Origin of the sequence: Bacillus sp. PS237, assembly GCF_037963345.1 — a bacterium.
In the GTDB taxonomy this organism is placed as follows: Bacteria; Bacillota; Bacilli; order Bacillales; family Bacillaceae; genus Bacillus; species Bacillus subtilis.
In genome coordinates this window covers 2,476,832-2,502,303 of the sequence record NZ_CP150156.1, presented here as the reverse complement: position 1 = coordinate 2,502,303, position 25,472 = coordinate 2,476,832, and the positions used below count along the sequence as shown (strand labels likewise).

Here is a 25,472-nt window from a genome sequence, read left to right as displayed (position 1 = left end):
TGACCCGATCGCGCGTTATCGGGTCATTTTTATGATTGCTTATGGGCTTGATGTTTCAAGAGGAGGTTCTTGTGTTGAAAAAGAAGGCTAAGACCAAAAGCAGCTCAAAAAAATGGAGCAGTTTTAAAAATGCCCGCTCCATGCATGTACTGCTGTATCTTCTGCTGGCTGCCATTATGTTTGCTTTGCTCTTTGTACATGTTAAGCCGGAAACACTTGATTTAGACCTGTTTTCAGTCAGCGACAAGACCATTTACGCTCCGGCAACCGTAGAAGATCAAAAAGCCACAGAGGAAAAAAAGCAAGCCGCTGAGGACGCGGTTGAAGATCAATATACATTAAAAAAAGAATATACAGACAATCGGATTGACCTTGTGTCATCAATATTCGACAGTATTAGTGAAGTGAAAAAATCATCGGAAGAAGGCAGTAAATCACCATCGGAAAAATCAATGGTCAAATCTGTAAAGGACAAATTGACATCAGATGTGAATGATTCTATATCGGAGGATTCCATCAAGACATTGCTGAAAGCAGACAGTGAAGACTTTTCTTTTGTCAGAGATACGGTCATTACCGCGGTAAATACGGTCATGAGCAGTGAAATCCCTTCGGATAAACTATCTGATGCAAAGGATAAGGTAGAAAAAGAGCTAAAGAGCAATTCTATTCCGTCTAAATACTTGGGAGCCGCGACAGAAATCGGGCGTTTTGCTATTATTCCGAATTACGTCTTCGATCCGAAAGCAACAGAGGCAAAACGGCAGGAAGCCTCAGATAATGTCCAGCAGGTTCAAATCAAACAGGGGCAAGTGCTCGTGGAAGAAAATGACCTCATTGATCGGGAAGTGTACAGGAAACTTGAGCTGACCGGGTTATTAAATAACTCAAATCTCTTTAAACCGATCAGCGGGCTATTGATTATGATCGGACTTTTCATTGCAACACTTGTATATTATTTTGAAAAACAGAAACAAAATCTGAAGTTTAAAAACCAATCCATTCTGTTATTCTCCATAATCACAACACTTTTGCTTGTGATCATGGAGGTTGTCAGTTTGTTTCAGAAGATGGAGTATAATAATATCGGCTATCTGGTCCCCATTGCGGCCGGCGCCATCTTAATCAAACTGCTGATGAATGAACGCATTGCCATTTTGGGAAGTATCATTCTTGCGATTTGCGGAAGTATGATGTTTAATCAGGGTGTGACAGGAACATTCAATTATGTCATAGGGATTTATTATTTGATCAGCGGCATTTCAGGTGTATTATTTTTAGGAAAACACAATGCAAGATCAAAGATTTTGCAGACCGGACTTTTCGTGGCGTTTATTAATATGGTTGTCGTTCTATCCTTATTATTGATCCAGAACACTGCGCTGTCGGGTCTTGAAATCGGCACGTTAATGCTCATGGGGGTTGTGTCGGGGTTTGCTTCATCTGTATTGATCATCGGTCTGATGCCGTTTTTTGAGACGGGCTTTGGCATTTTATCCACCATGAGGCTGCTCGAGCTGTCTAATCCTAACCATCCGCTATTGCGCAAAATACTGACGGAAACACCAGGTACATATCATCACAGTGTAATGGTTGCCAATTTATCAGAGGCAGCCTGTGAAGCGGTTGGGGCTAATGGTTTGCTTGCAAGAGTCGGCGCATATTATCACGATCTCGGAAAAACAAAGCGCCCGCAATATTTTATTGAAAACCAAATGAATATTGACAATCCGCATGACAAGCTGTCACCTCAGTTGAGCAAAAATATTATTATCTCGCATACGACAGACGGTGCGAATATGCTGAGAAGCTATAAATTTCCGAAAGAGCTTGTCGATATTGCTGAGCAGCATCATGGAACCTCGCTTTTAAAGTTTTTTTACTATAAAGCGAAGGAAAAAGGCGACCAGATTACAGAGGAAGAGTTCCGTTATCCGGGACCGAAGCCGCAGTCAAAGGAAGCCGCAATTATATCAGTGGCCGACAGTGTTGAAGCGGCCGTCAGATCCATGCACAATCCAAATCCTGAACGAATTGAAAAGCTTGTCCGGGGTATTATATCCGATAAGCTTCAGGACGGACAGTTCAGTGAATGCGATTTGACATTTAAAGAGCTGGATACAATCGCAAAAACGCTCTGTGCAACATTAAAAGGAATTTTCCACTCCCGGATTGAATATCCGGAGGCTACTAAGAAGGTGAAATAGATGAGTTTACTGATTGATATCGTTGATGAAACGGGAAGCGTCTCAGAAGAGATGCTCAAAGAAGTAGAAAATCTGCTTCAATTTGCCGCTGAGCGTGAAGGCGTTCAGGATCAGGCTGAAGTTTCTGTCACGATTGTTTCCAATGATGACATACATCAGATTAACAAAGAATACCGGGGAAAGGATGCTCCGACAGATGTCATCTCATTTGCTCTTGAAGAAGAGGGAGAAGGCGAGATCGAAATCGTGGGCGCCGAAATGCCTCCGGTTTTAGGTGATATTATCATCAGTGCCGATCGCACAAGAGAGCAGGCAGAGGAGTATAATCATTCTTTTAAAAGAGAGCTCGGATTTCTAGCTGTACACGGATTTCTGCACCTTTTAGGATATGACCATATGACGAAAGAGGAAGAAGAGGAGATGTTTACTAAGCAAAAGGAATTGCTGGACGCTTATGGACTCAAAAGATCATAGAAATGAGCTGAATCGATTCTTCAAAAGCTTCGTGCATGCAGGCCGGGGCATATGGGAAACAGCGCGGACGGAGCGGAATTTCCAATTTCATGCCGCAGCCGCCTGCGCTGTTCTCATTTGCGGCTTCCTTGTAGAGCTCAGCATTATTGAGTGGATGATTATATTCCTTTTGATAGGTGGTATGTTTTCGCTTGAACTTTTAAATACAGCCATTGAACATACGGTTGATTTAATAACTGACAAACATCACCCTCTTGCTAAAGCGGCCAAGGACGCTGCCGCCGGGGCTGTTTGCGTTTTTGCCGTGATTTCGTGTATCATTGGTTTACTTATTTTTTTGCCAAAGCTGTAATGGCTGAAAATTCTTACATTTATTTTACATTTTTAGAAATGGGCGTGAAAAAAAGCGCGCGATTATGTAAAATATAAAGTGATAGCGGTACCATTATAGGTAAGAGAGGAATGTACACATGAACAGACAAGAATTAATAACAGAAGCTTTAAAAGCGCGTGATATGGCATATGCGCCGTATTCCAAATTCCAAGTAGGAGCCGCTCTTCTTACCAAGGATGGAAAAGTGTACAGAGGCTGCAATATTGAGAACGCGGCATACAGCATGTGCAATTGCGCCGAGCGTACCGCTTTATTTAAAGCTGTTTCTGAAGGGGATACAGAGTTTCAGATGCTGGCCGTTGCGGCTGACACCCCTGGACCAGTATCTCCGTGCGGAGCCTGCCGACAGGTGATTTCTGAGCTTTGCACAAAAGACGTTATTGTCGTACTGACTAATTTACAAGGACAAATAAAAGAAATGACTGTGGAAGAATTATTGCCAGGCGCATTTTCATCGGAGGATTTACATGACGAACGAAAGCTTTAAATCAGGATTTGTATCCATTATTGGAAGACCAAACGTAGGAAAATCTACATTTTTGAACAGAGTCATTGGACAAAAAATCGCGATCATGAGCGATAAGCCCCAAACGACGAGAAACAAGGTGCAAGGAGTACTGACGACAGGCACATCACAAACCATTTTTATTGACACACCAGGGATTCATAAACCTAAGCATAAACTTGGGGACTTTATGATGAAAGTGGCGCAAAATACATTAAAAGAAGTCGATTTGATCTTGTTTATGATCAATGCTGAGGAAGGCTACGGGAAGGGCGACGAATTCATCATTGAGAAATTGCAGACGATGTCTACGCCTGTATTCTTAATCGTAAACAAAATTGATAAAATTCATCCCGACCAATTGCTTCTGCTAATTGACGAATACCGCAAACGTTATCCTTTTAAGGAAATTGTTCCGATTTCTGCTTTAGAAGGAAATAACATCGAAACCTTGCTCGCGCAGATCGAAGCGTATTTGCCGGAAGGGCCGCAATTCTATCCGAGTGACCAGGTAACTGACCACCCTGAACGATTTATCATTTCTGAATTAATCAGGGAAAAGGTGCTGCATTTGACGAGAGAAGAAATCCCGCACAGCATTGCGGTGGCCATCGAATCCATCAAAGGGCAGGACAACGGTTCTGTGCACGTAGCGGCAACGATTGTGGTCGAGCGGGATTCCCAGAAAGGCATCGTGATCGGTAAAAAAGGAAGCCTTCTAAAAGAGGTTGGAAAAAGAGCGAGAGCGGATATTGAAGCACTGTTGGGCTCCCGTGTCTACCTTGAATTGTGGGTGAAAGTGCAGAAAGACTGGCGTAATAAAATGTCCCAGCTTCGCGATTTTGGCTTTAAAGAGGACGAATATTAATCTCTTCCCGTGTGTGTCATTATCTCACAGGAACAGGGATACATTAGCAAATTTTGTTTAACATGAAATGGAGGACATCTGGTCAAGATAAAGGTAAGAATTTGGAGTTTAGGTAAGCTAGTTTAACTACAGAAAGGTGGGTTTCTTGTGTTGAATTTTACCTGGAACGTATTTTCTCAAACAGGAAATGTTGATACGTATCTTCTTTTTAAAGAACTGGAAAAAGAGAACATGGAAAGACCCGAAGAACTAGAAGATGAGCTAGCCCGATTTGATTATCCAATTTTATAAACCTCTTGGCCGCTCCTGCTTGAGGAAGGTGCGGAAATGCTGACAAAATGTGAAGGGATCGTTCTTCGCACAAATGATTACGGAGAGACGAATAAAATCGTAACATTACTGACAAGAGAACACGGAAAAATAGGTGTTATGGCACGAGGCGCCAAAAAACCGAACAGCCGTTTATCAGCAGTCAGCCAGCCCTTTTTGTATGGTTCTTTCTTAATGCAAAAAACATCGGGCCTCGGAACGCTTCAGCAGGGGGAAATGATCCTCAGCATGAGAGGCATCAGGGAAGACTTGTTTTTAACAGCATATGCTGCCTATGTTGCTGAGTTAGTCGACAGAGGCACAGAAGAAAAAAAGCCAAATCCTTATTTATTTGAATTCATATTAGAATCATTAAAACAGTTGAATGAAGGAACAGATCCGGATGTTATCACCTTCATTGTTCAAATGAAGATGCTCGGTGTCATGGGCCTGTATCCTGAGCTGAATCATTGTGTACATTGTAAAAGCCAAGACGGAACCTTTCATTTCTCTGTTCGTGATAATGGTTTTATATGCCACCGCTGTTTTGAAAAAGATCCTTACAGGATACCGATTAAACCGCAAACGGCAAGGCTGTTAAGGCTCTTTTACTATTTTGATCTGTCGAGACTCGGCAATGTGTCCTTAAAAGAGGAAACAAAAGCTGAATTAAAGCAAGTGATTGATTTATATTACGAAGAATATTCGGGATTGTATTTAAAATCAAAGCGCTTTTTAGATCAAATGGAAAGCATGAAACATCTTATGGGTGAAAACAAAAGTTGACATTTGGTCCATCTTTTTATATGATCATTTATTATAAAATATGTTGCAGTGAGAGAAAGAAGTACTTGCGTTTACCTCATGAAAGCGACCTTAGGGCGGTGTAAGCTAAGGATGAGCACGCAACGAAAGGCATTCTTGAGCAATTTTAAAAAAGAGGCTGGGATTTTGTTCTCAGCAACTAGGGTGGAACCGCGGGAGAACTCTCGTCCCTATGTTTGCGGCTGGCAAGCATAGAGACGGGAGTTTTTTGGTTGCTGCCGCAGTCAACTTATGAAAGAAAAGTGGAGGTGCTTGAAATGAATATTCAAGACATGATTCTAACCTTGCAAAAGCATTGGTCCAGTCAGGGCTGTGTGCTTATGCAGGCTTACGATGTAGAAAAAGGAGCCGGCACGATGAGCCCGTATACATTTTTGCGCAGTATCGGTCCTGAGCCGTGGAAAGTGGCTTATGTAGAGCCTTCCAGACGTCCGGCAGACGGCCGCTACGGGGAGAACCCGAACAGACTGTATCAGCATCATCAGTTCCAGGTCATTATTAAACCGTCACCTGATAACATTCAAGAGCTGTATTTGGATTCCTTGCGTGCTCTTGGAATTGATCCGCTTGAGCACGATATTCGCTTTGTTGAAGACAACTGGGAGAATCCGTCTTTAGGCTGCGCGGGTCTAGGCTGGGAAGTTTGGCTTGACGGAATGGAAATAACACAATTTACGTATTTCCAGCAGGTCGGGGGATTAGAGTGTAAACCCGTTTCTGTAGAGATTACGTATGGAATTGAGCGTCTCGCGTCTTATATCCAGGATAAAGAAAACGTGTTTGACTTGGAATGGACGTCAGGGTTTACAGTAAAAGATTTATTCATGATGGCTGAATATGAGCATTCTGTTTATACGTTTGAAACATCAGACGTCGATATGCTGTTCCAATTGTTCAGCACATATGAAAAAGAAGCGATCAAGCAAATGGACAACGGACTTGTTCATCCAGCATATGACTATGTGCTGAAATGCTCGCACACTTTCAACCTGCTTGATGCCAAAGGTGCGATCTCTGTTACCGAGCGGACGGGCTATATCGCAAGAGTGCGGAATTTAGCTAGAAAAGTAGCAAAAACCTACTATGAGGAACGAGAAAAACTAGGGTTCCCAATGCTTAAAGGGGAGGGTTCTTCTCATGAGTAAACAGGATTTACTTTTAGAGATCGGATTAGAGGAAATGCCGGCGCGCTTTTTGAATGAAAGCATGGTTCAGCTTGGCGACAAGCTGACAGGCTGGCTTAAAGAAAAAAATATTACTCACGGTGAAGTGAAACTCTTCAATACACCGAGACGTCTTGCTGTGTTCGTTAAGGATGTCGCAGAAAAGCAGGATGATATAAAAGAAGAAGCAAAAGGGCCTGCGAAAAAAATTGCCCTTGATGCGGACGGGAACTGGACAAAAGCGGCAATCGGCTTTTCAAAAGGCCAAGGCGCAAATGTGGAAGACCTGTACATCAAAGAAGTAAAAGGCATAGAGTATGTATTCGTGCAAAAATTCCAAGCCGGCCAAGAAACGAAGTCGCTTCTGCCAGAATTGAGCGGTTTAATTACAAGCTTGCATTTCCCGAAAAACATGCGCTGGGGAAATGAAGATTTGCGTTATATCCGACCGATCAAATGGATTGTCGCATTATTTGGACAGGATGTCATTCCATTTTCGATCACAAACGTTGAGTCTGGACGGACAACACAGGGACACCGTTTCCTCGGACATGAAGTGTCAATTGAATCACCTTCAGCTTATGAAGAGCAGCTCAAAGGACAGCATGTTATTGCTGATCCTAGCGTCCGAAAGCAAATGATTCAATCTCAGCTGGAAACAATGGCTGCTGAAAACAATTGGAGCATTCCAGTTGACGAAGACCTTCTTGATGAAGTGAATCATTTAGTAGAATACCCGACAGCTCTTTACGGTTCATTTGAATCCGAGTTTCTGTCAATTCCTGAAGAAGTGCTTGTCACGACAATGAAAGAGCATCAGCGCTACTTCCCTGTCAAAGACAAAAACGGTGACCTGCTGCCTCACTTTATCACAGTCCGAAACGGCAACAGCCACGCGATTGAAAATGTGGCCCGAGGCAATGAAAAAGTGCTGCGCGCACGTTTATCTGATGCTTCATTCTTCTACAAAGAAGATCAGAAACTAAACATTGATGCAAATGTGAAGAAGCTTGAAAATATCGTTTTCCATGAAGAGCTTGGTTCTCTTGCTGATAAGGTTAGGAGAGTCACATCAATCGCAGAGAAACTTGCCGTTCGTCTTCAGGCTGATGAAGATACATTAAAACATGTGAAGCGGGCTGCTGAAATTTCTAAATTCGACCTTGTGACGCATATGATATATGAATTCCCTGAACTTCAAGGAATTATGGGCGAAAAGTATGCGAGAATGCTTGGCGAAGATGAAGCTGTGGCTGCGGCAGTTAATGAACATTATATGCCTAGATCAGCGGGCGGAGAAACGCCTTCTACTTTCACCGGAGCTGTTGTAGCAATGGCGGATAAGCTTGACACAATCGCTTCATTCTTCTCTATCGGCGTAATTCCGACCGGTTCCCAGGACCCTTACGGACTGCGCCGCCAAGCAAGCGGTATTGTTGCGATTCTTCTTGACCGCAACTGGGGAATTTCATTTGAAGAGCTGCTTACTTTCGTTCAAACCGATAAAGAAAATGAACTGCTGGATTTCTTCACTCAGCGCTTGAAATATGTCTTGAATGCTGAACAAATCAGACATGATGTCATTGACGCCGTGCTGGAAAGCTCTGAGCTTGAGCCGTACTCTGCGCTGCATAAAGCACAAGTACTGGAGCAAAAGCTTGGTGCACCTGGCTTTAAGGAAACAGCCGAAGCGTTAGGCCGAGTGATCTCTATCAGCAAAAAAGGAGTCCGCGGAGACATTCAGCCTGATCTGTTTGAAAATGAATACGAAGCAAAACTGTTTGATGCCTACCAAACAGCGAAGCAAAATCTGCAGGAAAACTTCAGCAAAAAAGATTATGAGGCGGCGCTTGCTTCACTTGCAGCCTTAAAAGAACCGATCGATGCTTACTTCGATCATACAATGGTTATAGCGGATAATGAGTCATTAAAGGCAAATCGTTTAGCGCAAATGGTAAGCTTGGCGGATGAGATCAAGTCCTTTGCGAATATGAATGCCCTTATTGTAAAATAAAGAGAGAAAAGGCGGTTGCTGTGTGATCGGTAATCGTCTTTTCCCCATTTATAAGTTTTTTGTTTGATTACAAGATATTTACGTTATAATATGGATTGTTATTTCTTTACATAGCTATGAAGTGAAAAGGTGGTGAGTACGATCGAACTAAATAAACGGCAAGAACATATTTTGCAGATTGTAAAAGAAAACGGGCCGATTACAGGGGAGCATATTGCAGAAAAGCTGAACCTAACCAGGGCGACATTGCGCCCGGATTTAGCCATACTCACCATGTCAGGATTCCTCGAGGCGCGCCCGAGAGTCGGTTATTTCTATACGGGAAAAACCGGCACACAGCTTTTGGCGGATAAACTCAAAAAGCTTCAGGTGAAAGACTTTCAATCTATCCCCGTAGTGATTCACGAAAACGTTTCTGTGTACGATGCGATTTGCACCATGTTTTTAGAAGATGTAGGTACTCTGTTTGTGGTGGACCGCGATGCTGTTTTAGTCGGGGTGCTTTCACGAAAAGACTTGCTCAGAGCGAGCATTGGCCAGCAGGAGCTTACATCGGTCCCTGTTCACATCATCATGACAAGGATGCCGAACATTACGGTGTGCAGACGCGAGGATTATGTGATGGACATTGCAAAGCACTTAATAGAAAAACAAATTGATGCACTGCCTGTCATCAAAGACACCGATAAAGGCTTTGAAGTGATCGGCAGAGTGACAAAAACAAATATGACCAAAATACTTGTCAGTTTATCTGAAAATGAAATCCTATAAGATTGCAAACTAACGGGGGGATAATATGAATAACCGCATCATCTATGTTGTATCGGATTCCGTCGGTGAAACGGCTGAATTGGTAGTAAAAGCAGCACTCAGCCAATTTAACGGATCGGCGGATGATACTCATGTAAGAAGAATTCCTTATGTTGAAGATATAGGCACTATCAATGAAGTGATTTCACTTGCAAAGGCAGACGGCGGCATTATCTGTTTTACACTCGTGGTGCCGGAAATCAGAGAATATTTGATAGCCGAAGCGGAAAAAGCAAATGTTTTATATTATGATATTATCGGCCCGTTGATTGATAAAATGGAAACAGCCTACGGTTTAACAGCGAAATACGAACCGGGGCGGGTGCGCCAGCTTGATGAAGATTATTTCAAAAAAGTGGAGGCCATCGAGTTTGCAGTTAAATACGATGATGGACGTGATCCAAGAGGGATTTTAAAAGCTGATATCGTTTTGATCGGCGTGTCAAGAACGTCTAAAACACCGCTGTCTCAATATCTCGCACACAAACGCCTGAAGGTTGCCAATGTTCCGATTGTACCGGAGGTTGATCCGCCGGAAGAACTCTTTAACGTTGATCCGAAAAAATGCATCGGTTTAAAGATTAGCCCTGATAAACTGAATCATATCAGAAAAGAACGTTTAAAATCACTCGGGCTTAATGATAAAGCGATTTATGCAAATATCAACAGAATCAAAGAGGAACTCGAGTATTTCGAAAAGATTGTGGATCGGATCGGCTGCCAGGTTGTTGATGTTTCAAATAAAGCGGTTGAGGAAACAGCAAATATTATCCATCATCTCAAAACAAAAAACATATAACTCAGGACGCTCTATCCTGGGTTTTTGGCTGTGCCAAAAGGGAATAATGAAAAACAATAGCATCTTTGTGAAGTTTGTATTATAATAAAAAATTGTGATAAAATGATTAATTTTAGGTTTAAGGATCGTGTGATACGAATAAACTATTATGGGTAAGATGTCAAGAATTTCTCCCGGAAATTTTTCGACAAATTCATATACATCCACAATAATAAAGGATGTGCGATTTTGCTTGCTTTTATGCAGGAGTTTAATGGAGGGATGGAGAATTACTCTTCTTAATGAACAAGAAAAGACGATTTTTGTCGATGCTGATGCTTGTCCGGTAAAAGATGAAATTTTACAAACAGCATCCGAGTATGAAGTTCAAGTTCTTTTTGTCGCTTCATTTGAACATTATCAGCTTTCCAGAAGCAATGAAGAAAAATGGAAGTATGTTGATCCTCATAAAGAAGCTGCTGATTTATATATCGCAAATCACGTGAAACCGGGAGATATTGTTGTGACGCAGGACATCGGATTAGCATCTCTGCTGTTGAACAGAAATGTCTCTGTTATGTCGGAAAGAGGTCGTCTTTACAAGGAAGACACGATTGATTTTGCCCTAGAGGGCCGTCATTTTTCCGGCAAACAAAGAAGAAAAGGCGTATATGCCAAAGGGCCTAAAAAATTGAATAAAGAAGATCGAGAACGATTTATTACACTGCTGCAAAAAATCCTGTCGAACGATGAAGGGATTTTGCACTAAAGCATCGAATAATGTACGACGGAGTGTTATAAGATGGGAAATCGGATACCAGATGAAATTGTGGATCAGGTGCAAAAGTCGGCAGATATCGTTGAAGTCATAGGTGATTATGTTCAATTAAAGAAGCAAGGCCGAAACTACTTTGGACTCTGTCCTTTTCATGGAGAAAGCACACCTTCGTTTTCCGTATCGCCCGACAAACAGATTTTTCATTGCTTTGGCTGCGGAGCGGGCGGCAATGTTTTCTCTTTTTTAAGGCAGATGGAAGGCTATTCTTTTGCCGAGTCGGTTTCTCACCTTGCTGACAAATACCAAATTGATTTTCCAGATGATATAACAGTCCATTCCGGAGCCCGGCCAGAGTCTTCTGGAGAACAAAAAATGGCTGAGGCACATGAGCTCCTGAAGAAATTTTACCATCATTTGTTAATAAATACAAAAGAAGGTCAAGAGGCACTGGATTATCTGCTTTCTAGGGGCTTTACGAAAGAGCTGATTAATGAATTTCAGATTGGCTATGCTCTTGATTCTTGGGACTTTATCACGAAATTCCTTGTAAAGAGGGGATTTAGTGAGGCGCAAATGGAAAAAGCGGGTCTCCTGATCAGACGCGAAGACGGAAGCGGATATTTCGACCGCTTCAGAAACCGTGTCATGTTTCCGATCCATGATCATCACGGGGCTGTTGTTGCTTTCTCAGGCAGGGCTCTTGGCAGCCAGCAGCCTAAGTATATGAACAGTCCTGAAACCCCGCTCTTTCATAAAAGCAAACTGCTTTACAATTTTTATAAGGCCCGCCTTCATATCAGAAAGCAGGAAAGAGCAGTCTTATTTGAAGGGTTTGCTGATGTCATATCGGCCGTAAGCTCGGATGTAAAGGAAAGCATAGCCACGATGGGAACGTCTCTTACAGATGATCATGTCAAGATCCTGAGAAGAAACGTCGAAGAAATCATTCTTTGCTATGACTCTGATAAAGCCGGTTATGAAGCCACCTTAAAAGCTTCGGAGCTTCTGCAAAAAAAAGGCTGCAAAGTCAGAGTTGCAATGATTCCTGACGGATTGGACCCTGATGATTACATCAAAAAATTCGGCGGGGAAAAATTTAAAAACGACATTATTGACGCAAGTGTCACCGTAATGGCGTTCAAAATGCAATATTTCCGAAAAGGAAAGAACCTGTCCGATGAAGGCGACCGCCTAGCTTACATTAAAGACGTACTGAAAGAAATCAGCACGCTTTCAGGGTCTCTAGAGCAGGAAGTCTATGTAAAGCAGCTTGCTTCAGAGTTTTCGCTTTCACAGGAGTCTTTAACTGAGCAGCTGTCTGTTTTCAGCAAGCAAAACAAACCTGCTGACAATAGCGGTGAAACTAAAACGCGGCGAGCGCATCTGACGACAAAAGCAAGGCAAAAACGTTTGCGTCCGGCGTATGAAAATGCAGAAAGGCTGTTACTCGCTCACATGCTTCGAGATCGGAGCGTCATCAAAAAAGTGATTGACCGGGTAGGGTTTCAATTTAATATTGATGAGCACCGGGCATTAGCCGCTTATCTTTATGCTTTTTATGAAGAGGGAGCCGAGCTGACGCCTCAGCATCTGATGGCCAGGGTGACGGATGATCATATAAGCCAGCTCTTGTCCGATATATTAATGCTTCAGGTTAATCAAGAGCTTAGCGAAGCCGAGTTATCAGATTATGTAAAAAAAGTGTTGAATCAAAGAAATTGGTCAATGATAAAAGAAAAAGAGGCGGAAAGAGCCGAAGCAGAAAGGCAAAAAGATTTTTTAAGAGCTGCTTCTTTGGCTCAAGAAATCGTTACATTGAACCGATCTTTAAAATAACTGGAGAACTGATGAGGAGCATTTATTGGCAATGATTCCTTGCGGAGGAGCAAATAGATCGCTTAACCTCATCATGAATTGTCATTTCATTATTCGCACATTGTTAAAGGCAGTTCACATAGAAAACGCCTGAATGGACCGAATAAGAATCATACCGCTTATAGAATTCGTTGCAAGCTTTGGAAGGAGGGATCCATAATGGCTGATAAACAAACCCACGAGACAGAATTAACATTCGACCAAGTAAAAGAGCAATTAACAGAGTCTGGTAAAAAACGTGGCGTTTTGACATATGAAGAAATTGCTGAGCGTATGTCCAGCTTTGAAATTGAATCAGACCAAATGGATGAGTATTATGAATTTTTAGGTGAACAAGGTGTTGAATTAATTAGTGAGAATGAAGAAACAGAAGATCCTAATATTCAGCAGCTTGCCAAAGCCGAAGAAGAATTTGACCTTAATGACCTAAGTGTACCGCCTGGCGTTAAAATCAATGACCCAGTTCGTATGTATTTAAAGGAAATCGGTCGGGTTAACCTTCTTTCTGCAAAAGAAGAAATCGCCTACGCTCAAAAGATTGAAGAAGGTGACGAAGAATCTAAACGCAGATTGGCTGAAGCGAACCTGCGGCTTGTTGTCAGTATCGCAAAACGGTATGTCGGACGCGGTATGCTGTTCCTTGATCTGATCCAGGAAGGAAACATGGGCCTGATGAAAGCCGTTGAAAAATTTGATTATCGCAAAGGTTATAAATTCAGTACGTATGCTACGTGGTGGATCAGACAGGCGATTACACGCGCCATTGCCGATCAGGCGAGAACGATCCGGATTCCCGTTCATATGGTTGAAACCATTAATAAATTAATCCGTGTGCAGCGTCAATTACTGCAAGACTTAGGCAGAGAACCAACACCTGAAGAAATTGCGGAAGATATGGATTTAACGCCTGAAAAAGTACGCGAAATCTTAAAGATTGCTCAAGAGCCGGTATCTCTGGAAACACCGATCGGTGAAGAGGATGACTCGCACCTTGGTGATTTCATTGAAGACCAAGAAGCAACTTCACCTTCTGACCACGCCGCATACGAGCTATTGAAAGAGCAGCTGGAAGATGTGCTTGATACGTTAACTGATCGTGAAGAAAATGTATTGCGTCTTCGATTCGGTCTTGATGACGGCCGTACAAGAACATTAGAAGAGGTCGGCAAAGTATTTGGAGTAACGAGAGAGCGTATTCGACAAATCGAAGCCAAAGCGTTGCGGAAACTAAGACATCCTAGCAGAAGTAAACGTTTGAAAGATTTCCTTGAATAAGATGGAACGGGTCTTGAAGATCCGTTCTTCTTTTTTTAAAAAGATATATGGATAATATGCCTTTATTTTACTGAAAAATGATGTCATTTGCAAATGAACATTGTGGTGAAAAATTTCAAAATCTAATTCCATATTTTCTATTGTAAGCGTATACAATACATTATACAATAGAATAAAAAGGATATTAGAGATTTAGGCATGTTTCTATTCAATTTTGTATAAAGTGTGAATAAAAAACTTTTGTATAGCAATCCATTTACTTTTTGTAAAAATAAGTTAGAATTAGAAGTGTTTACATAGGGGGAAGGATCAAAAAGGGGGAAGGGAAATGAAATGGAACCCGCTTATTCCATTTTTGCTGATCGCTGTTTTAGGAATTGGTCTAACTTTCTTTTTATCAGTAAAAGGACTTGATGACTCTCGGGAGATTGCGAGCGGAGGAGAAAGCAAATCTGCTGAAAAGAAAGATGCAAACGCTTCACCAGAAGAAATTTACAAGGCAAACTGCATCGCATGCCACGGTGAAAATTATGAAGGTGTTTCGGGTCCTAGCTTAAAAGGTGTAGGGGATAAGAAAGATGTCGCTGAAATTAAAACAAAGATCGAAAAAGGCGGTAATGGAATGCCTTCCGGTCTTGTTCCGGCCGATAAGCTGGATGATATGGCAGAGTGGGTGTCAAAAATTAAATAAAAGAACTATTTTTCTCTTTATACATTCACAGGCCGCCGAGATGTTCTCGACAGCCTTTTATTTTTGACTGCTGCGTGCAGACCCGCATCAAAAGAAATAATTTCAAAATCATTTGCTTCAGCTTGGATTCCGGGCTGATTTTTTATATGATAGTAAAGGAAAAAATGATTGAGAAAAGTTGTGATGACAAGTGAACGAATTAAAATTATCTAAACGATTGCAAACAGTAGCGGAGTACATACCGAATGGAGCGGTGATGGCCGATATCGGCTCTGACCACGCCTACCTTCCTTGTTATGCGGTGCTGAATCATAAAGCCAGCGGGGCGATTGCCGGAGAAATAACAGACGGCCCATTTTTGTCTGCAAAGCGGCAGGTTGAAAAATCAGGCTTAAACTCGCACATTTCTGTAAGGCAGGGAGACGGACTGGAAGTGATTAAAAAAGGTGAAGCTGATGCCATTACGATTGCCGGAATGGGCGGGGCTTTGATCGCTCACATTTTAGAAGCGGGCAAAGACAAATTAACGGGGAAGGAACGGCTCATTTTACAGCCGAATATTCATGCTGTTCATATCAGGGAGTGGCTTTATAAAGAAAGATATGCGCTGATAGATGAGGTAATCCTTGAAGAGGACGGAAAGTGCTATGAGGTGCTGGTGGCAGAAGCGGGAGACAGGGATGCGGCTTATGACGGTATTTCTTTATCAGCCGGGATGCTCGTTGGCCCTTTCTTGGCAAAAGAAAAAAATGCTGTCTTTTTGAAAAAGTGGACACAAGAGCTTCAGCACACTCAAAGCATTTATGAACAGATCAGCCAAGCGGCGGATACAGAGCAAAACAAACAAAAATTAAAGGAGCTCGCCGATCGAATGGAGCTGTTAAAGGAGGTAATCGATCATGGCTAAAAGTGTAAATGGGCAGCAGATCATCCAGCTGTTTGAACAATTTTCCCCGAAAGCCTATGCGGTTGAAGGAGATAAAATCGGCCTGCAAATCGGCACCTTAAACAAACCAATTAAAAATGTGATGGTTACACTTGATGTGTTAGAGAGCGTTATCGATGAAGCGATTGAAAAAGAGGTTGACTTGATTATTGCACACCATCCACCAATTTTCCGGTCGCTAAAGCATATTTCAACAGATCAGCCTGCCGGAAGGTTAATTGAAAAGTGTTTGAAGCATGATATTGCTGTTTATGCAGCTCATACAAATTTAGACGTTGCGGACGGCGGTGTGAATGATTTGCTTGCTGAAGCATTAGAGCTGAGTGAGACGGAAGTGCTGGCACCTACTTATACGGATCCTCTGAAAAAGCTGGCAGTTTACGTGCCGAAGGAATATGAAGAGCAGGTCAGAGCCGCGCTCGGAAATGCGGGGGCCGGCCATATCGGTGAATACAGCCATTGCGCGTTTTCATCTGAAGGAATCGGCAGCTTTAAGCCATTGGACGGAGCTAAGCCTTTTATCGGTGAAGTGGGAGAGCTTGAGCTTGTTCATGAAGTAAGGCTTGAGACTGTATTTCCTAAAAGCGTCGAAAAGGCTGTTATCAATGCAATGATAAAAAGCCATCCATATGAAGAAGTCGCTTACGATATCTATCCTGTCGAACAGACTCCCGCCGAAAAAGGGCTCGGCCGTGTCGGAACCCTTAAAAATGAGATGACGCTCAAGGAATTCGCTTTATTTGTGAAAGACAAGCTTGACGTCAATGGTGTCAGAATGGTTGGGGATGCTGACAGCATGGTGAAAAAAGTAGCTGTTCTTGGCGGAGATGGAAACAAGTATATTCATCATGCAAAACGAAAGGGAGCCGATGTTTACGTCACAGGAGATTTATACTTCCATGTGGCCCATGATGCGATGATGCTTGGCCTAAATGTGGTTGATCCGGGCCATTACGCGGAAAAAATCATGAAAGAAGGCGTCACGAGAAAACTTACATCAATGTGTAATGATAAAAAGTTTGGCGTGAATATCTTTGTTTCTGAAACAGATACAAATCCATTTACATTTCTATAAAAAAACTGAGGCTTTTACAGCCTCAGTTTTTTGCTTTTACTTTTGGAAGTATTTTTTTGAGCGGTATATTATGTTCAGTTGTCCAAGTTGATGGATCTTCGTGATCAAACTGCTCTAAAAAGCGAATGACTTCTTTTGTGATCGGCGTCGGTGTTGAAGCTCCCGCTGTAACTGCAACGGTATTAACGCCTTTCAGCCATTCGAGCTTCAATTCGCTTAAGTCGCCGATCCGGTATGCTTTTGTCCCGGCTATTTCCTCTGACACTTGAGCAAGCCTATTTGAATTGTTGCTTTTCGGGTCTCCGACAACGATTGTTAAGTCCGCTTTTTTTGCCTGCTCTGATACAGCTTCCTGCCGCACTTGAGTAGCGAGGCAAATCTCTTGGTGATATTCGACATGAGGATATTTTTCTTTGACAAGCTCCATAATGTCGTGAACATCCCATTGAGACATTGTTGTTTGATTCGTCACGATTAACTTCTCAGATTGGATATCAAGGTTCTTTACATCTTCTTCTGTTTCAACTAAGTGAACGATCTCCGGCGCTACGCCAACGGCTCCCTCAGGCTCTGGATGCCCTTTTTTGCCGATATAGATCACGTGATATCCTTTTTCTTTCATCTCTAAGATTAGATTATGAGTTTTTGTCACATCCGGACATGTAGCATCAATTGCGACTAACCCTTTTTCTTCTGCGATTCTTCTGACTTCGGGAGAAACACCGTGCGCAGTGAAAATGACAGTTCCTTTGTCAACCTGCTTTAAGATGTCCAGACGGTTAGAGCCGTCCAATGTAAAAATCCCTTCCTCTTCAAACGCATCAGTGACGTGTTTATTATGAACAATCATCCCGAGTATATAGATGGGTCTTGGCAAGCTTTTATCTAGCGACGCATTTTTGGCAATGACCATAGCATCAACAACACCATAGCAATAGCCGCGCGGTGAAATTTTAATTACGTCCATTTTCGGTTGTCCTCCAATACTGAAGTGAGTAAAGGCAATATAAAAAGCCGTAATCAAACGGCTCTATTCTTGCATTCTTCTGATCTCATTATAGCCAATCTCACTTAAGATATCAAAGAATGTTAAATATATAATCTCGGTTTTGAACTGCCTGATGTTCTTTTCGGAGCAGGAGAGGCAGCTTCCTTTTTCTTCGGGGCAGATGTTTTTAATTCTTGTTCTTTATTGTCAGTTGTTTTAGATTTCTTTGGGAGAGAAGAACTTTTTGGTTTTGATTTTTTGTTCCCATCTGAGGTTTTTGTTTCAGTCTCTTTTTCTTTTTCTGATGATTCTTCTGAAACGGATTGTTTTTCACTTTCCTCATTGGCCTCTGTCTCAGTATCATCACTTTTACTTAATTGGCTGTACAGCTTCATCATTGCTGGCAGATTGCGGACTAATGGGCCGTACTGCTGGATCATAGGGGTGACTTGCTGCGCCATGCCGAGTACTTTTTGCACATTTCCAAGCATACTGGATAATGATGCAGGATTGGCAATATTTTGAATGCCTTGCAGGCCAGCACCTCCGCTCGCTGCTGCACCTGCTCCTGGAATTCCGGGAACCCCGGCGCTGCCAGCGCCTCCTCCGCCGGGGAGGAACCTTGACAGCATTCCTTTTAAGCCTCCGCCTGCACCTGCACCATTTCTCGCTCCGGCATTTGCCTGAGGAAGAAATTGTCCGGCTTGCTGAAAACCTTGCTGCTGTGCTCCAAATGAAGGTCCTCGCATATTAGGCGGTCTTCTGCCCATCATTCGCTGATTTGGCATGGGGCGGGGCGGTCCGGGCTGTGGGTAATTTCTCATTGGCTGCTGCGGTGAAAACATACTTGTACCTCCTTTCAGCTCTCTCTGCTATTAGAATATGCATGGGCTGCGGTATTTGCTTTACATAACTGAATAAAACAAACGCCTTGCAAACGTGGTGTTTTTAAGCAAAATCGGGTATAATGTGATGATGGACACATAATGTGCCGCTTTAAGGAGCTGGGAAAAATGAAAGAAACGAAATTTGAACTTTATGAATTGAAACCATTTATTATAGATGCAGTACATCGCCTTGGTTTTTACGAACCGACTGATATCCAGAAAAGGCTGATTCCTGCAGTGTTAAAAAAAGAAAGCGTCATCGGCCAGTCTCAGACGGGTACTGGAAAGACTCACGCTTATTTACTGCCTTTATTAAACAAAATCGATCCTGCTAAGGATGTCGTTCAGGTAGTCATTACGGCTCCGACAAGAGAGCTTGCCAACCAGATTTATCAGGAAGCGCTTAAAATCACGCAGGGTGAAGAAGGAAGTCAGATTCGCTCGAAATGTTTTATCGGAGGCACTGATAAACAAAAATCAATTGATAAATTGAAAATACAGCCGCATCTTGTTGTCGGTACACCTGGACGGATTGCTGACTTAATCAAAGAACAGGCGTTAAGTGTTCATAAAGCGGAATCTCTTGTTATTGATGAAGCGGATTTAATGCTGGACATGGGATTCCTTGCAGATGTAGATTACATCGGTTCCCGCATGCCTGAGGATCTGCAAATGCTTGTGTTCTCAGCGACCATACCGGAAAAGCTGAAACCATTCTTGAAGAAATACATGGAAAATCCGAAATACGCCCATGTGGAGCCAAAACAGGTGACTGCTGCGAAAATCGAGCATATCCTCATTCCTTCGAAACATCGTGACAAGGACAAGCTCCTTTTTGACATCATGTCGCATCTGAATCCATACCTGGGGATTGTGTTTGCCAACACGAAAAATACGGCTGACCATATTGCCCAGTATCTGACTGGCAAAGGCATGAAAATCGGCTTGCTGCACGGCGGATTAACACCACGTGAGCGGAAAAAAGTCATGAAGCAGATCAATGATTTGGAATTCACATATATCATTGCAACTGACCTTGCCGCAAGAGGTATTGATATTAAAGGTGTCAGCCATGTTATCAACTATGAGCTGCCGGATGATCTCGATTTCTATGTTCACCGTGTGGGCAGAACGGCTCGTGCCGGCTCATCAGGACAAGCGATGACCATTTATGAGCTTACTGATGAGGATGCATTAGTAAGACTTGAAAAAATGGGCATCGAATTTGAGTACTTAGAGCTTGAAAAGGGCGAATGGAAAAAAGGCGATGACCGTCAGCGCCGCAAAAAACGTAAAAAAACGCCGAATGAAGCGGATGAAATTGCTCATCGTCTCGTGAAAAAGCCGAAGAAGGTTAAGCCTGGGTATAAAAAGAAAATGAGCTATGAGATGGAGAAAATCAAGAAAAAACAGAGAAGAAACCAATCTAAGAAAAGAAAGTAGGGGAACCTGTTGCTGAGAATAGGCTCACACGTCTCTATGAGCGGAAAACATATGCTTCTGGCTGCAAGCCAGGAAGCAGTCTCTTATGGGGCGAATACGTTTATGATCTATACAGGCGCACCGCAAAATACGCGCCGAAAGAAAATTGAAGACTTAAATATAGAAGCAGGCCGGGCACATATGCAAGAAAACGGCATTGACGAGATTATCGTACACGCGCCTTATATTATTAATATTGGCAACACGACAAATCCGTCCACTTTTGAGCTGGGTGTTGATTTTCTTCGTTCAGAAATTGAACGGACAGCGGCCATCGGAGCGAAGCAAATTGTCCTTCATCCTGGCGCTCACGTAGGGGCAGGAGCTGAAGCCGGCATCAAAAAAATTATTGAAGGCTTAAATGAAGTGATTGATCCGAATCAAAATGTCCAGATTGCATTAGAAACAATGGCTGGAAAAGGATCAGAATGCGGCAGAAGCTTTGAGGAGCTTGCGCAGATTATCGAAGGCGTTACACACAATGAGCAGCTGTCAGTGTGCTTTGACACGTGCCATACACATGATGCCGGGTATAACATTGTCGAAGACTTTGACGGAGTGCTAAATGAGTTCGATAAAATCATTGGCATTGACCGTATTAAAGTGCTTCATATCAATGACAGCAAAAATGTCAAAGGTGCGAGAAAAGACCGCCATGAAAATATTGGCTTTGGTGAAATAGGTTTTGACGCACTGCAATATGTTGTTCACCATGAGCAGTTAAAAGACATTCCAAAAATTCTTGAAACACCATACGTCGGTGAAGATAAAAAGAACAAAAAACCGCCATACCGTTTTGAGATTGAAATGCTGAAAGAAAAACAATTTGATGATACATTGCTTGAAAAGATTTTACAGCAATAAAAAATGGGGGATAACACCCCCATTTTTTAGCTTGTAAATTGTTTGAATAGTTCATTAACTGTTTGAGCTGTTTCTTTCGATGTAATCGTCTCTACTTGTTTCAGCAGCCGCATTCGTTCACTCTCATTAAAGATGTTTACATTTTTCCCGTATAACAGGTTCGCTACTTCAACGGCCTGCGATCTTGTTAAGCTGATTCCGTATTGTTTTGAGTACTTCAGCAAATCATCAGCAGTAGCCTGATTAAGCCGCTGCAAAATAATTCTTTGAAATAAAATCATCGGTCATTCCACCTCCAGACTTAATGTATGGGCAAATCAGTAAAATGTGTCAGTGTTTAATGGTAAAATAGATTTATAATGTATTTAAAATAGTTATTGCAGGAAAGGAGATTTTATGACCCCAACAAAACAACATAAGAAAGAAACATTTACCCATTTTATTTTCAGGGTCTTTATGATTCTGGTAGGAGCTGCATCTGCGGCTGTAAGTATTGAATTATTTTTAATCCCCAATGATTTTATTGATGGCGGGATTATCGGTGTATCTCTTATTTTAGACCACCTCTTTATGTCAAACCCCTTTCTGAATTTCGCTTTTTTCGTTGTCATATTAAATATTCCTTTTATGATCTTCGGATATAAATATATCGGTAAGACCTTTCTAGTCTCTACGTTTATAGGGATTGTCGGGCTTGCCGTTATTGAATCCTCACTTCACCATGTAGAAGCCATTACAACCCAGCCTATTTTGGCTACTGTGTTCGGAGGTCTTTTACTCGGCTTTGGCGTCGGGCTTGTTATTCGAAATGGAGGTTCAATGGATGGTACAGAAATTCTCGGTATTTTGCTGACCAAAAAACTCCCGTTTTCTGTAGGTGAGTTCGTTATGTTCATCAATGTGTTCATTTTCATTTGGGCAGTTTTTGTGTTCGGTCCTGAGCAAGCGATGTACTCATTCATGACTTATTATATTGCGATGAAAACGATTGATGCCGTGATCCAAGGGCTTGATGAAACAAAAGCTGTCATTATTGTGTCTGAGCAGTATGATGAGATTTCCGACGCGATTTTGCACCGTCTCGGTCGGGGCACAACGAAGCTGAAGGGGAAAGGCGGGTATACGGACGAAGAAAAAGACGTAATTTACGCGGTTGTCACAAGGCTGGAAGTGACAAAGCTCAAATCGATCGTGTTTGAAGTTGATCAAAATGCATTCATAACAATTATGAATACTCATGAAACGAGAGGCGGAAAATTCAAAAACGCAATCCACTAGGCTTTCATTTACTTTTATTCATTTTATGGGTATAATTTTATCTGCAGTAAAGAAAATGGCTTGCTGGACAGACAGCTGCCATTTTCTTTTTCATACATGTGATACGTTCTTAAGCAAAGCGAAAAGGGGGACCCTTCATGAACGTCCAAGAAGCGCTGAACCTATTAAAAGAAAACGGATATAAATATACAAACAAACGGGAGGATATGCTGCAGCTTTTTGCTGATTCAGACAGATATCTTACCGCTAAAAACGTACTGTCTGCACTGAATGATGATTATCCAGGCTTAAGCTTTGATACAATCTACAGAAATCTTTCTTTATATGAAGAACTTGGGATTTTGGAAACAACTGAGCTGTCCGGTGAAAAGCTCTTCCGATTTAAGTGTTCATTCACCCATCACCACCATCATTTTATTTGTCTTGCCTGCGGCAAAACAAAGGAAATTGAATCATGTCCGATGGACAAGCTTTGTGATGATTTGGATGGCTATCAGGTCAGCGGGCATAAATTTGAGATTTATGGCACATGCCCTGATTGTACAGCGGAAAACCAAGAAAACACTACTGCGTAAAATGCGTATATATGAAAAAGGGGCCCGGTTTGGGCTCCTTTTTCAGTTATTGACGCGTATTAAGTGATGCTTGTTGTTGTTCATCCATTGAACGGCTTCTAGCCAGTTGTTTACTCTGATGATGTTTGAATCAATCGGAAGCTGATTATAAGGGGAATTGAACAAAATCACCGGTATCCCGGCTTCTTTCGCAATCATCATGGCGTTCCCGTGATGATCCTCAAAAAACAGGTCGATGTTATGATTCTTGACCGCTTCAACTTTGTGATGACCCCCAACAAGTTCGATGTGGTCATAATGAATGTTTTGTCTGTCAAACCATTCATAAGTAATATCAGTTAAATGAGTCCGTCTCGCTGTAATATAAATAAGCTTGTGCTCCTCTTTGAGAAGATCGAGAGACTGTTTCGCATGCTGTGCAAGCAATGCTTCCTTATATATGATCGCTTCATTTTGATTCATCCAATCCCAAAATTCTTCCTGGGTAATGTTTAACAGCTTTGTTAAATCATAATCCGTCATATCGTTTAATGAAATGGAAAGATTAAACGAACGGTTCAAATAAGGGACGAATGTATCCTGAGCCGTGATTGTGCCGTCAATATCTATTCCTAAGCGTAACATGCCCACACTCCTTCAGTTTCATCCCTTCAAGTGTAACATAAACAATTGACATTAACAGAAAAGTTTAGCAAACATGAATCAGGCAAAATGGATCAAACTATAAAAGCTCCTTTAATAAAACAGAAGGGGGAATTGAAGGTGGCAAACGATTACGAAAAGCGTGATAACAACAGTTACTATGTTGATCATGGATCTGAAGGGACAAATATTACCCGCGACAATGACGGTTTTTTTGAGGAAACAGCTGCTGAAATCGCAGAGCCTTATCGTGCTGCTGACCGCAGCAATGACCAAGACAATGATCGCAGCGGCGGCAATGTCAATGAAGGACGGGGAATAGGGTACATCGCTTTAGCCTTGTCCATCATTTCATTGTTTGTACTGCCTGTTTTATTGGGAGCTGCTGGTATTATTGTCGGCTATATCGCAAGAAGAAGAGGTGCTCAAGGCCTTGGAGCCTGGGCAATGGGTATCGGTGTCGTTTCATTAGTGCTTGGAATATTTATTATTCCATTTTTCTAACACAAAAAAGCTTGACGGGTTCCCGTCAAGCTTTTTGTGTTTCTTCTTTTAATTTTGCTTTTTCAGCTTCAAGTTTTGCGTAGTGTTCCTCAGCAAGAATGTCAATTTCTTTTTTGAGTTCTTCTACCATCGTTTCCTCTGGAACCTTACGGACAATTTTCCCTTTCCGGAACAGCAGCCCTTCACCGCGTGCGCCGGCGATTCCGATATCAGCTTCTCTCGCTTCACCAGGTCCGTTTACAGCGCAGCCGAGAACAGCAACTTTAATCGGCGCTTTTATCTTAGAAATATACTCTTCCACTTCATTGGCAATGCTGATTAGATCAATCTCAATACGGCCGCAAGTCGGGCATGAGATGAGCGTGGCAGCATTGGAGGCTAAGCCGAAAGATTTCAGAAGCTCCCTTGCTACTTTTACCTCTTCTACAGGGTCTGCGCTTAGTGAAATGCGCATGGTGTTCCCGATGCCTTTGCTTAAAATGGCGCCGAGTCCTGCTGCGCTCTTTACTGTGCCGGCAAACAGTGTTCCTGACTCGGTGATCCCGAGGTGAAGCGGGTAGTCAAACGCTTTCGCTGCTTTTTCATAAGCCTCGATTGCAAGGTTCACGTCAGAGGCCTTCATGCTGACAATAATATCGTGAAAATCAAGATCCTCAAGAATTTTAATGTGATGAAGTGCGCTTTCTACCATTCCATCGGCAGTCGGATAACCGTATTTTTCTAAAATCCGTTTTTCCAATGAACCGGCGTTTACTCCGATTCTGATCGGAATGCCTTTGTCTTTGGCCGCTTTAACAACCGCTTCAACTTTTTCGCGCCGGCCGATATTGCCGGGGTTGATTCGGATTTTATCTGCGCCGCCTTCAATGGCTTTCAACGCAAGTTTATAATCGAAATGTATGTCAACAACGAGAGGAATGGAAATGCGCTTTTTAATATCCGCAATGGCGTTTGCCGCCCGTTCATCCGGACATGCTACCCGAACGATTTGGCATCCGGCTTCAGCCAAACGGTTAATTTCCGCAACCGTTGCTTCTACATCATGTGTTTTTGTTGTTGTCATGCTTTGGATGACAACTTCATTGTTGCCGCCTATTGTTAAAGGTCCCACTTTGACGGGACGCGTTTTTGTACGATGTGTGATTTCACTCACTTGCAATCGCTCCTTAATTGTAGTTGCCGCTTCTAGATATAACAATTCTAGTATGGTTTATGTGAATTTATTTTACAAATTACATTGTAACAGTGTCTTCGCCGAACTGACA

At 42.3% G+C, this 25,472-nt stretch carries 27 protein-coding genes; 22 read left to right on the top strand and 5 right to left on the bottom strand.

The window, feature by feature from the left end; genetic code table 11:
* Positions 1-71: 71 nt before the first annotated feature.
* The 17 genes from pgpH (at position 72) to NST22_RS12770 (ending at position 16,987) form a co-directional block, all read left to right on the top strand.
* Positions 72-2,207, top strand: a complete 2,136-nt coding sequence (pgpH, locus tag NST22_RS12850) for a cyclic-di-AMP phosphodiesterase PgpH (protein WP_010886570.1) — start codon at positions 72-74, stop codon at positions 2,205-2,207.
* Positions 2,208-2,681 carry an rRNA maturation RNase YbeY gene (gene ybeY, locus NST22_RS12845; protein WP_003230039.1) on the top strand — a complete coding sequence of 158 codons (474 nt, stop codon included), beginning with the start codon at positions 2,208-2,210 and terminating at the stop codon, positions 2,679-2,681.
* Positions 2,662-3,033: a diacylglycerol kinase family protein gene (locus NST22_RS12840; protein ID WP_004398824.1), complete on the top strand. Its 372-nt coding sequence runs from the start codon at positions 2,662-2,664 to the stop codon at positions 3,031-3,033. Before ybeY ends, NST22_RS12840 begins: the two co-directional genes overlap by 20 nt.
* 118 nt (positions 3,034-3,151) lie before the next feature.
* Positions 3,152-3,562, top strand: a complete 411-nt coding sequence (locus NST22_RS12835) for a cytidine deaminase (RefSeq protein ID WP_003230049.1) — start codon at positions 3,152-3,154, stop codon at positions 3,560-3,562.
* Entirely contained in the window at positions 3,543-4,448 is a 906-nt protein-coding gene (gene era / locus NST22_RS12830; protein WP_003230051.1) for a GTPase Era, read from the top strand. Before NST22_RS12835 ends, era begins: the two co-directional genes overlap by 20 nt.
* 147 nt (positions 4,449-4,595) lie before the next feature.
* Complete coding sequence (locus NST22_RS12825; protein ID WP_003230053.1) at positions 4,596-4,739, top strand: YqzL family protein; 144 nt, start codon at positions 4,596-4,598, stop codon at positions 4,737-4,739.
* Positions 4,740-4,775: 36 nt separating this feature from the next.
* On the top strand, positions 4,776-5,543 hold the full coding sequence (gene recO / locus NST22_RS12820; protein WP_003230055.1) for a DNA repair protein RecO: 768 nt from the start codon (positions 4,776-4,778) through the stop codon (positions 5,541-5,543).
* 296 nt (positions 5,544-5,839) lie between these two features.
* Positions 5,840-6,727: a glycine--tRNA ligase subunit alpha gene (gene glyQ / locus NST22_RS12815; protein ID WP_003226213.1), complete on the top strand. Its 888-nt coding sequence runs from the start codon at positions 5,840-5,842 to the stop codon at positions 6,725-6,727.
* Positions 6,720-8,759, top strand: coding sequence for a glycine--tRNA ligase subunit beta (glyS, locus tag NST22_RS12810; RefSeq protein ID WP_003230059.1), 2,040 nt, complete (start codon positions 6,720-6,722; stop codon positions 8,757-8,759). The genes glyQ and glyS overlap by 8 nt, the downstream gene beginning before the upstream one ends.
* 132 nt (positions 8,760-8,891) lie before the next feature.
* The gene (gene ccpN, locus NST22_RS12805) at positions 8,892-9,530 is read left to right on the top strand and encodes a transcriptional regulator CcpN (protein ID WP_003237058.1); all 639 of its coding nucleotides are present in this window, start codon (positions 8,892-8,894) and stop codon (positions 9,528-9,530) included.
* A gap of 25 nt (positions 9,531-9,555) precedes the next feature.
* Positions 9,556-10,368 (top strand): pyruvate, water dikinase regulatory protein, encoded by an 813-nt coding sequence (locus NST22_RS12800; protein WP_003230064.1) that lies wholly within the window; start codon positions 9,556-9,558, stop codon positions 10,366-10,368.
* Between the two features lie 253 nt (positions 10,369-10,621).
* Positions 10,622-11,116 carry a YaiI/YqxD family protein gene (locus NST22_RS12795; RefSeq protein ID WP_003230065.1) on the top strand — a complete coding sequence of 165 codons (495 nt, stop codon included), beginning with the start codon at positions 10,622-10,624 and terminating at the stop codon, positions 11,114-11,116.
* 33 nt (positions 11,117-11,149) lie between these two features.
* Complete coding sequence (gene dnaG, locus NST22_RS12790; RefSeq protein ID WP_003230066.1) at positions 11,150-12,961, top strand: DNA primase; 1,812 nt, start codon at positions 11,150-11,152, stop codon at positions 12,959-12,961.
* Positions 12,962-13,159: 198 nt separating this feature from the next.
* On the top strand, positions 13,160-14,275 hold the full coding sequence (rpoD, locus tag NST22_RS12785; RefSeq protein ID WP_003226225.1) for an RNA polymerase sigma factor RpoD: 1,116 nt from the start codon (positions 13,160-13,162) through the stop codon (positions 14,273-14,275).
* A 328-nt stretch (positions 14,276-14,603) separates the two neighbouring features.
* Positions 14,604-14,966 (top strand): cytochrome c550, encoded by a 363-nt coding sequence (gene cccA / locus NST22_RS12780; RefSeq protein WP_003230068.1) that lies wholly within the window; start codon positions 14,604-14,606, stop codon positions 14,964-14,966.
* A 256-nt stretch (positions 14,967-15,222) separates the two neighbouring features.
* Positions 15,223-15,873: a tRNA (adenine(22)-N(1))-methyltransferase TrmK gene (gene trmK / locus NST22_RS12775; protein ID WP_003246178.1), complete on the top strand. Its 651-nt coding sequence runs from the start codon at positions 15,223-15,225 to the stop codon at positions 15,871-15,873.
* A complete protein-coding gene (locus NST22_RS12770; protein ID WP_004399125.1) occupies positions 15,866-16,987 on the top strand; it encodes a Nif3-like dinuclear metal center hexameric protein in 1,122 nt (373 codons plus the stop codon). The genes trmK and NST22_RS12770 overlap by 8 nt, the downstream gene beginning before the upstream one ends.
* 22 nt (positions 16,988-17,009) lie before the next feature.
* Here the strand turns inward: NST22_RS12770 and NST22_RS12765 are convergent, their stop codons facing one another.
* A complete protein-coding gene (locus tag NST22_RS12765) occupies positions 17,010-17,954 on the bottom strand; it encodes a 4-hydroxy-3-methylbut-2-enyl diphosphate reductase (protein WP_003246170.1) in 945 nt (314 codons plus the stop codon).
* Positions 17,955-18,076: 122 nt separating this feature from the next.
* Positions 18,077-18,820, bottom strand: coding sequence for a YqfQ family protein (locus NST22_RS12760; protein ID WP_003246095.1), 744 nt, complete (start codon positions 18,818-18,820; stop codon positions 18,077-18,079).
* 168 nt (positions 18,821-18,988) lie between these two features.
* On the opposite strand from NST22_RS12760, the gene cshB reads away from it, so the two are divergent.
* Together cshB and NST22_RS12750 are read left to right on the top strand one after the other, a co-directional pair.
* A complete protein-coding gene (gene cshB, locus NST22_RS12755) occupies positions 18,989-20,305 on the top strand; it encodes a DEAD-box ATP-dependent RNA helicase CshB (RefSeq protein ID WP_004399101.1) in 1,317 nt (438 codons plus the stop codon).
* Positions 20,306-20,314: 9 nt separating this feature from the next.
* On the top strand, positions 20,315-21,208 hold the full coding sequence (locus NST22_RS12750) for a deoxyribonuclease IV (protein WP_009967756.1): 894 nt from the start codon (positions 20,315-20,317) through the stop codon (positions 21,206-21,208).
* 26 nt (positions 21,209-21,234) lie between these two features.
* Here the strand turns inward: NST22_RS12750 and NST22_RS12745 are convergent, their stop codons facing one another.
* Positions 21,235-21,489, bottom strand: a complete 255-nt coding sequence (locus NST22_RS12745) for a DUF2624 domain-containing protein (protein WP_003230076.1) — start codon at positions 21,487-21,489, stop codon at positions 21,235-21,237.
* Between the two features lie 115 nt (positions 21,490-21,604).
* Here NST22_RS12745 and NST22_RS12740 point away from each other — a divergent pair, with 115 nt between their 5' ends.
* Both NST22_RS12740 and zur read left to right on the top strand, forming a co-directional pair.
* Positions 21,605-22,486, top strand: coding sequence for a YitT family protein (locus NST22_RS12740; protein WP_003230077.1), 882 nt, complete (start codon positions 21,605-21,607; stop codon positions 22,484-22,486).
* Between the two features lie 137 nt (positions 22,487-22,623).
* Positions 22,624-23,061 (top strand): zinc uptake transcriptional repressor Zur, encoded by a 438-nt coding sequence (zur, locus tag NST22_RS12735; RefSeq protein ID WP_004398578.1) that lies wholly within the window; start codon positions 22,624-22,626, stop codon positions 23,059-23,061.
* Between the two features lie 42 nt (positions 23,062-23,103).
* Here the strand turns inward: zur and NST22_RS12730 are convergent, their stop codons facing one another.
* Entirely contained in the window at positions 23,104-23,685 is a 582-nt protein-coding gene (locus NST22_RS12730; protein ID WP_003246215.1) for a nucleotidase, read from the bottom strand.
* Positions 23,686-23,817: 132 nt separating this feature from the next.
* Between NST22_RS12730 and NST22_RS12725 the strand changes: the two genes are divergently transcribed.
* Positions 23,818-24,207 (top strand): DUF308 domain-containing protein, encoded by a 390-nt coding sequence (locus NST22_RS12725; RefSeq protein ID WP_010886568.1) that lies wholly within the window; start codon positions 23,818-23,820, stop codon positions 24,205-24,207.
* Between the two features lie 25 nt (positions 24,208-24,232).
* On the opposite strand, the gene ispG is transcribed toward NST22_RS12725, so the two are convergent.
* Complete coding sequence (ispG, locus tag NST22_RS12720; protein WP_010886567.1) at positions 24,233-25,366, bottom strand: flavodoxin-dependent (E)-4-hydroxy-3-methylbut-2-enyl-diphosphate synthase; 1,134 nt, start codon at positions 25,364-25,366, stop codon at positions 24,233-24,235.
* Between the last annotated feature and the right edge of the window lie 106 nt (positions 25,367-25,472).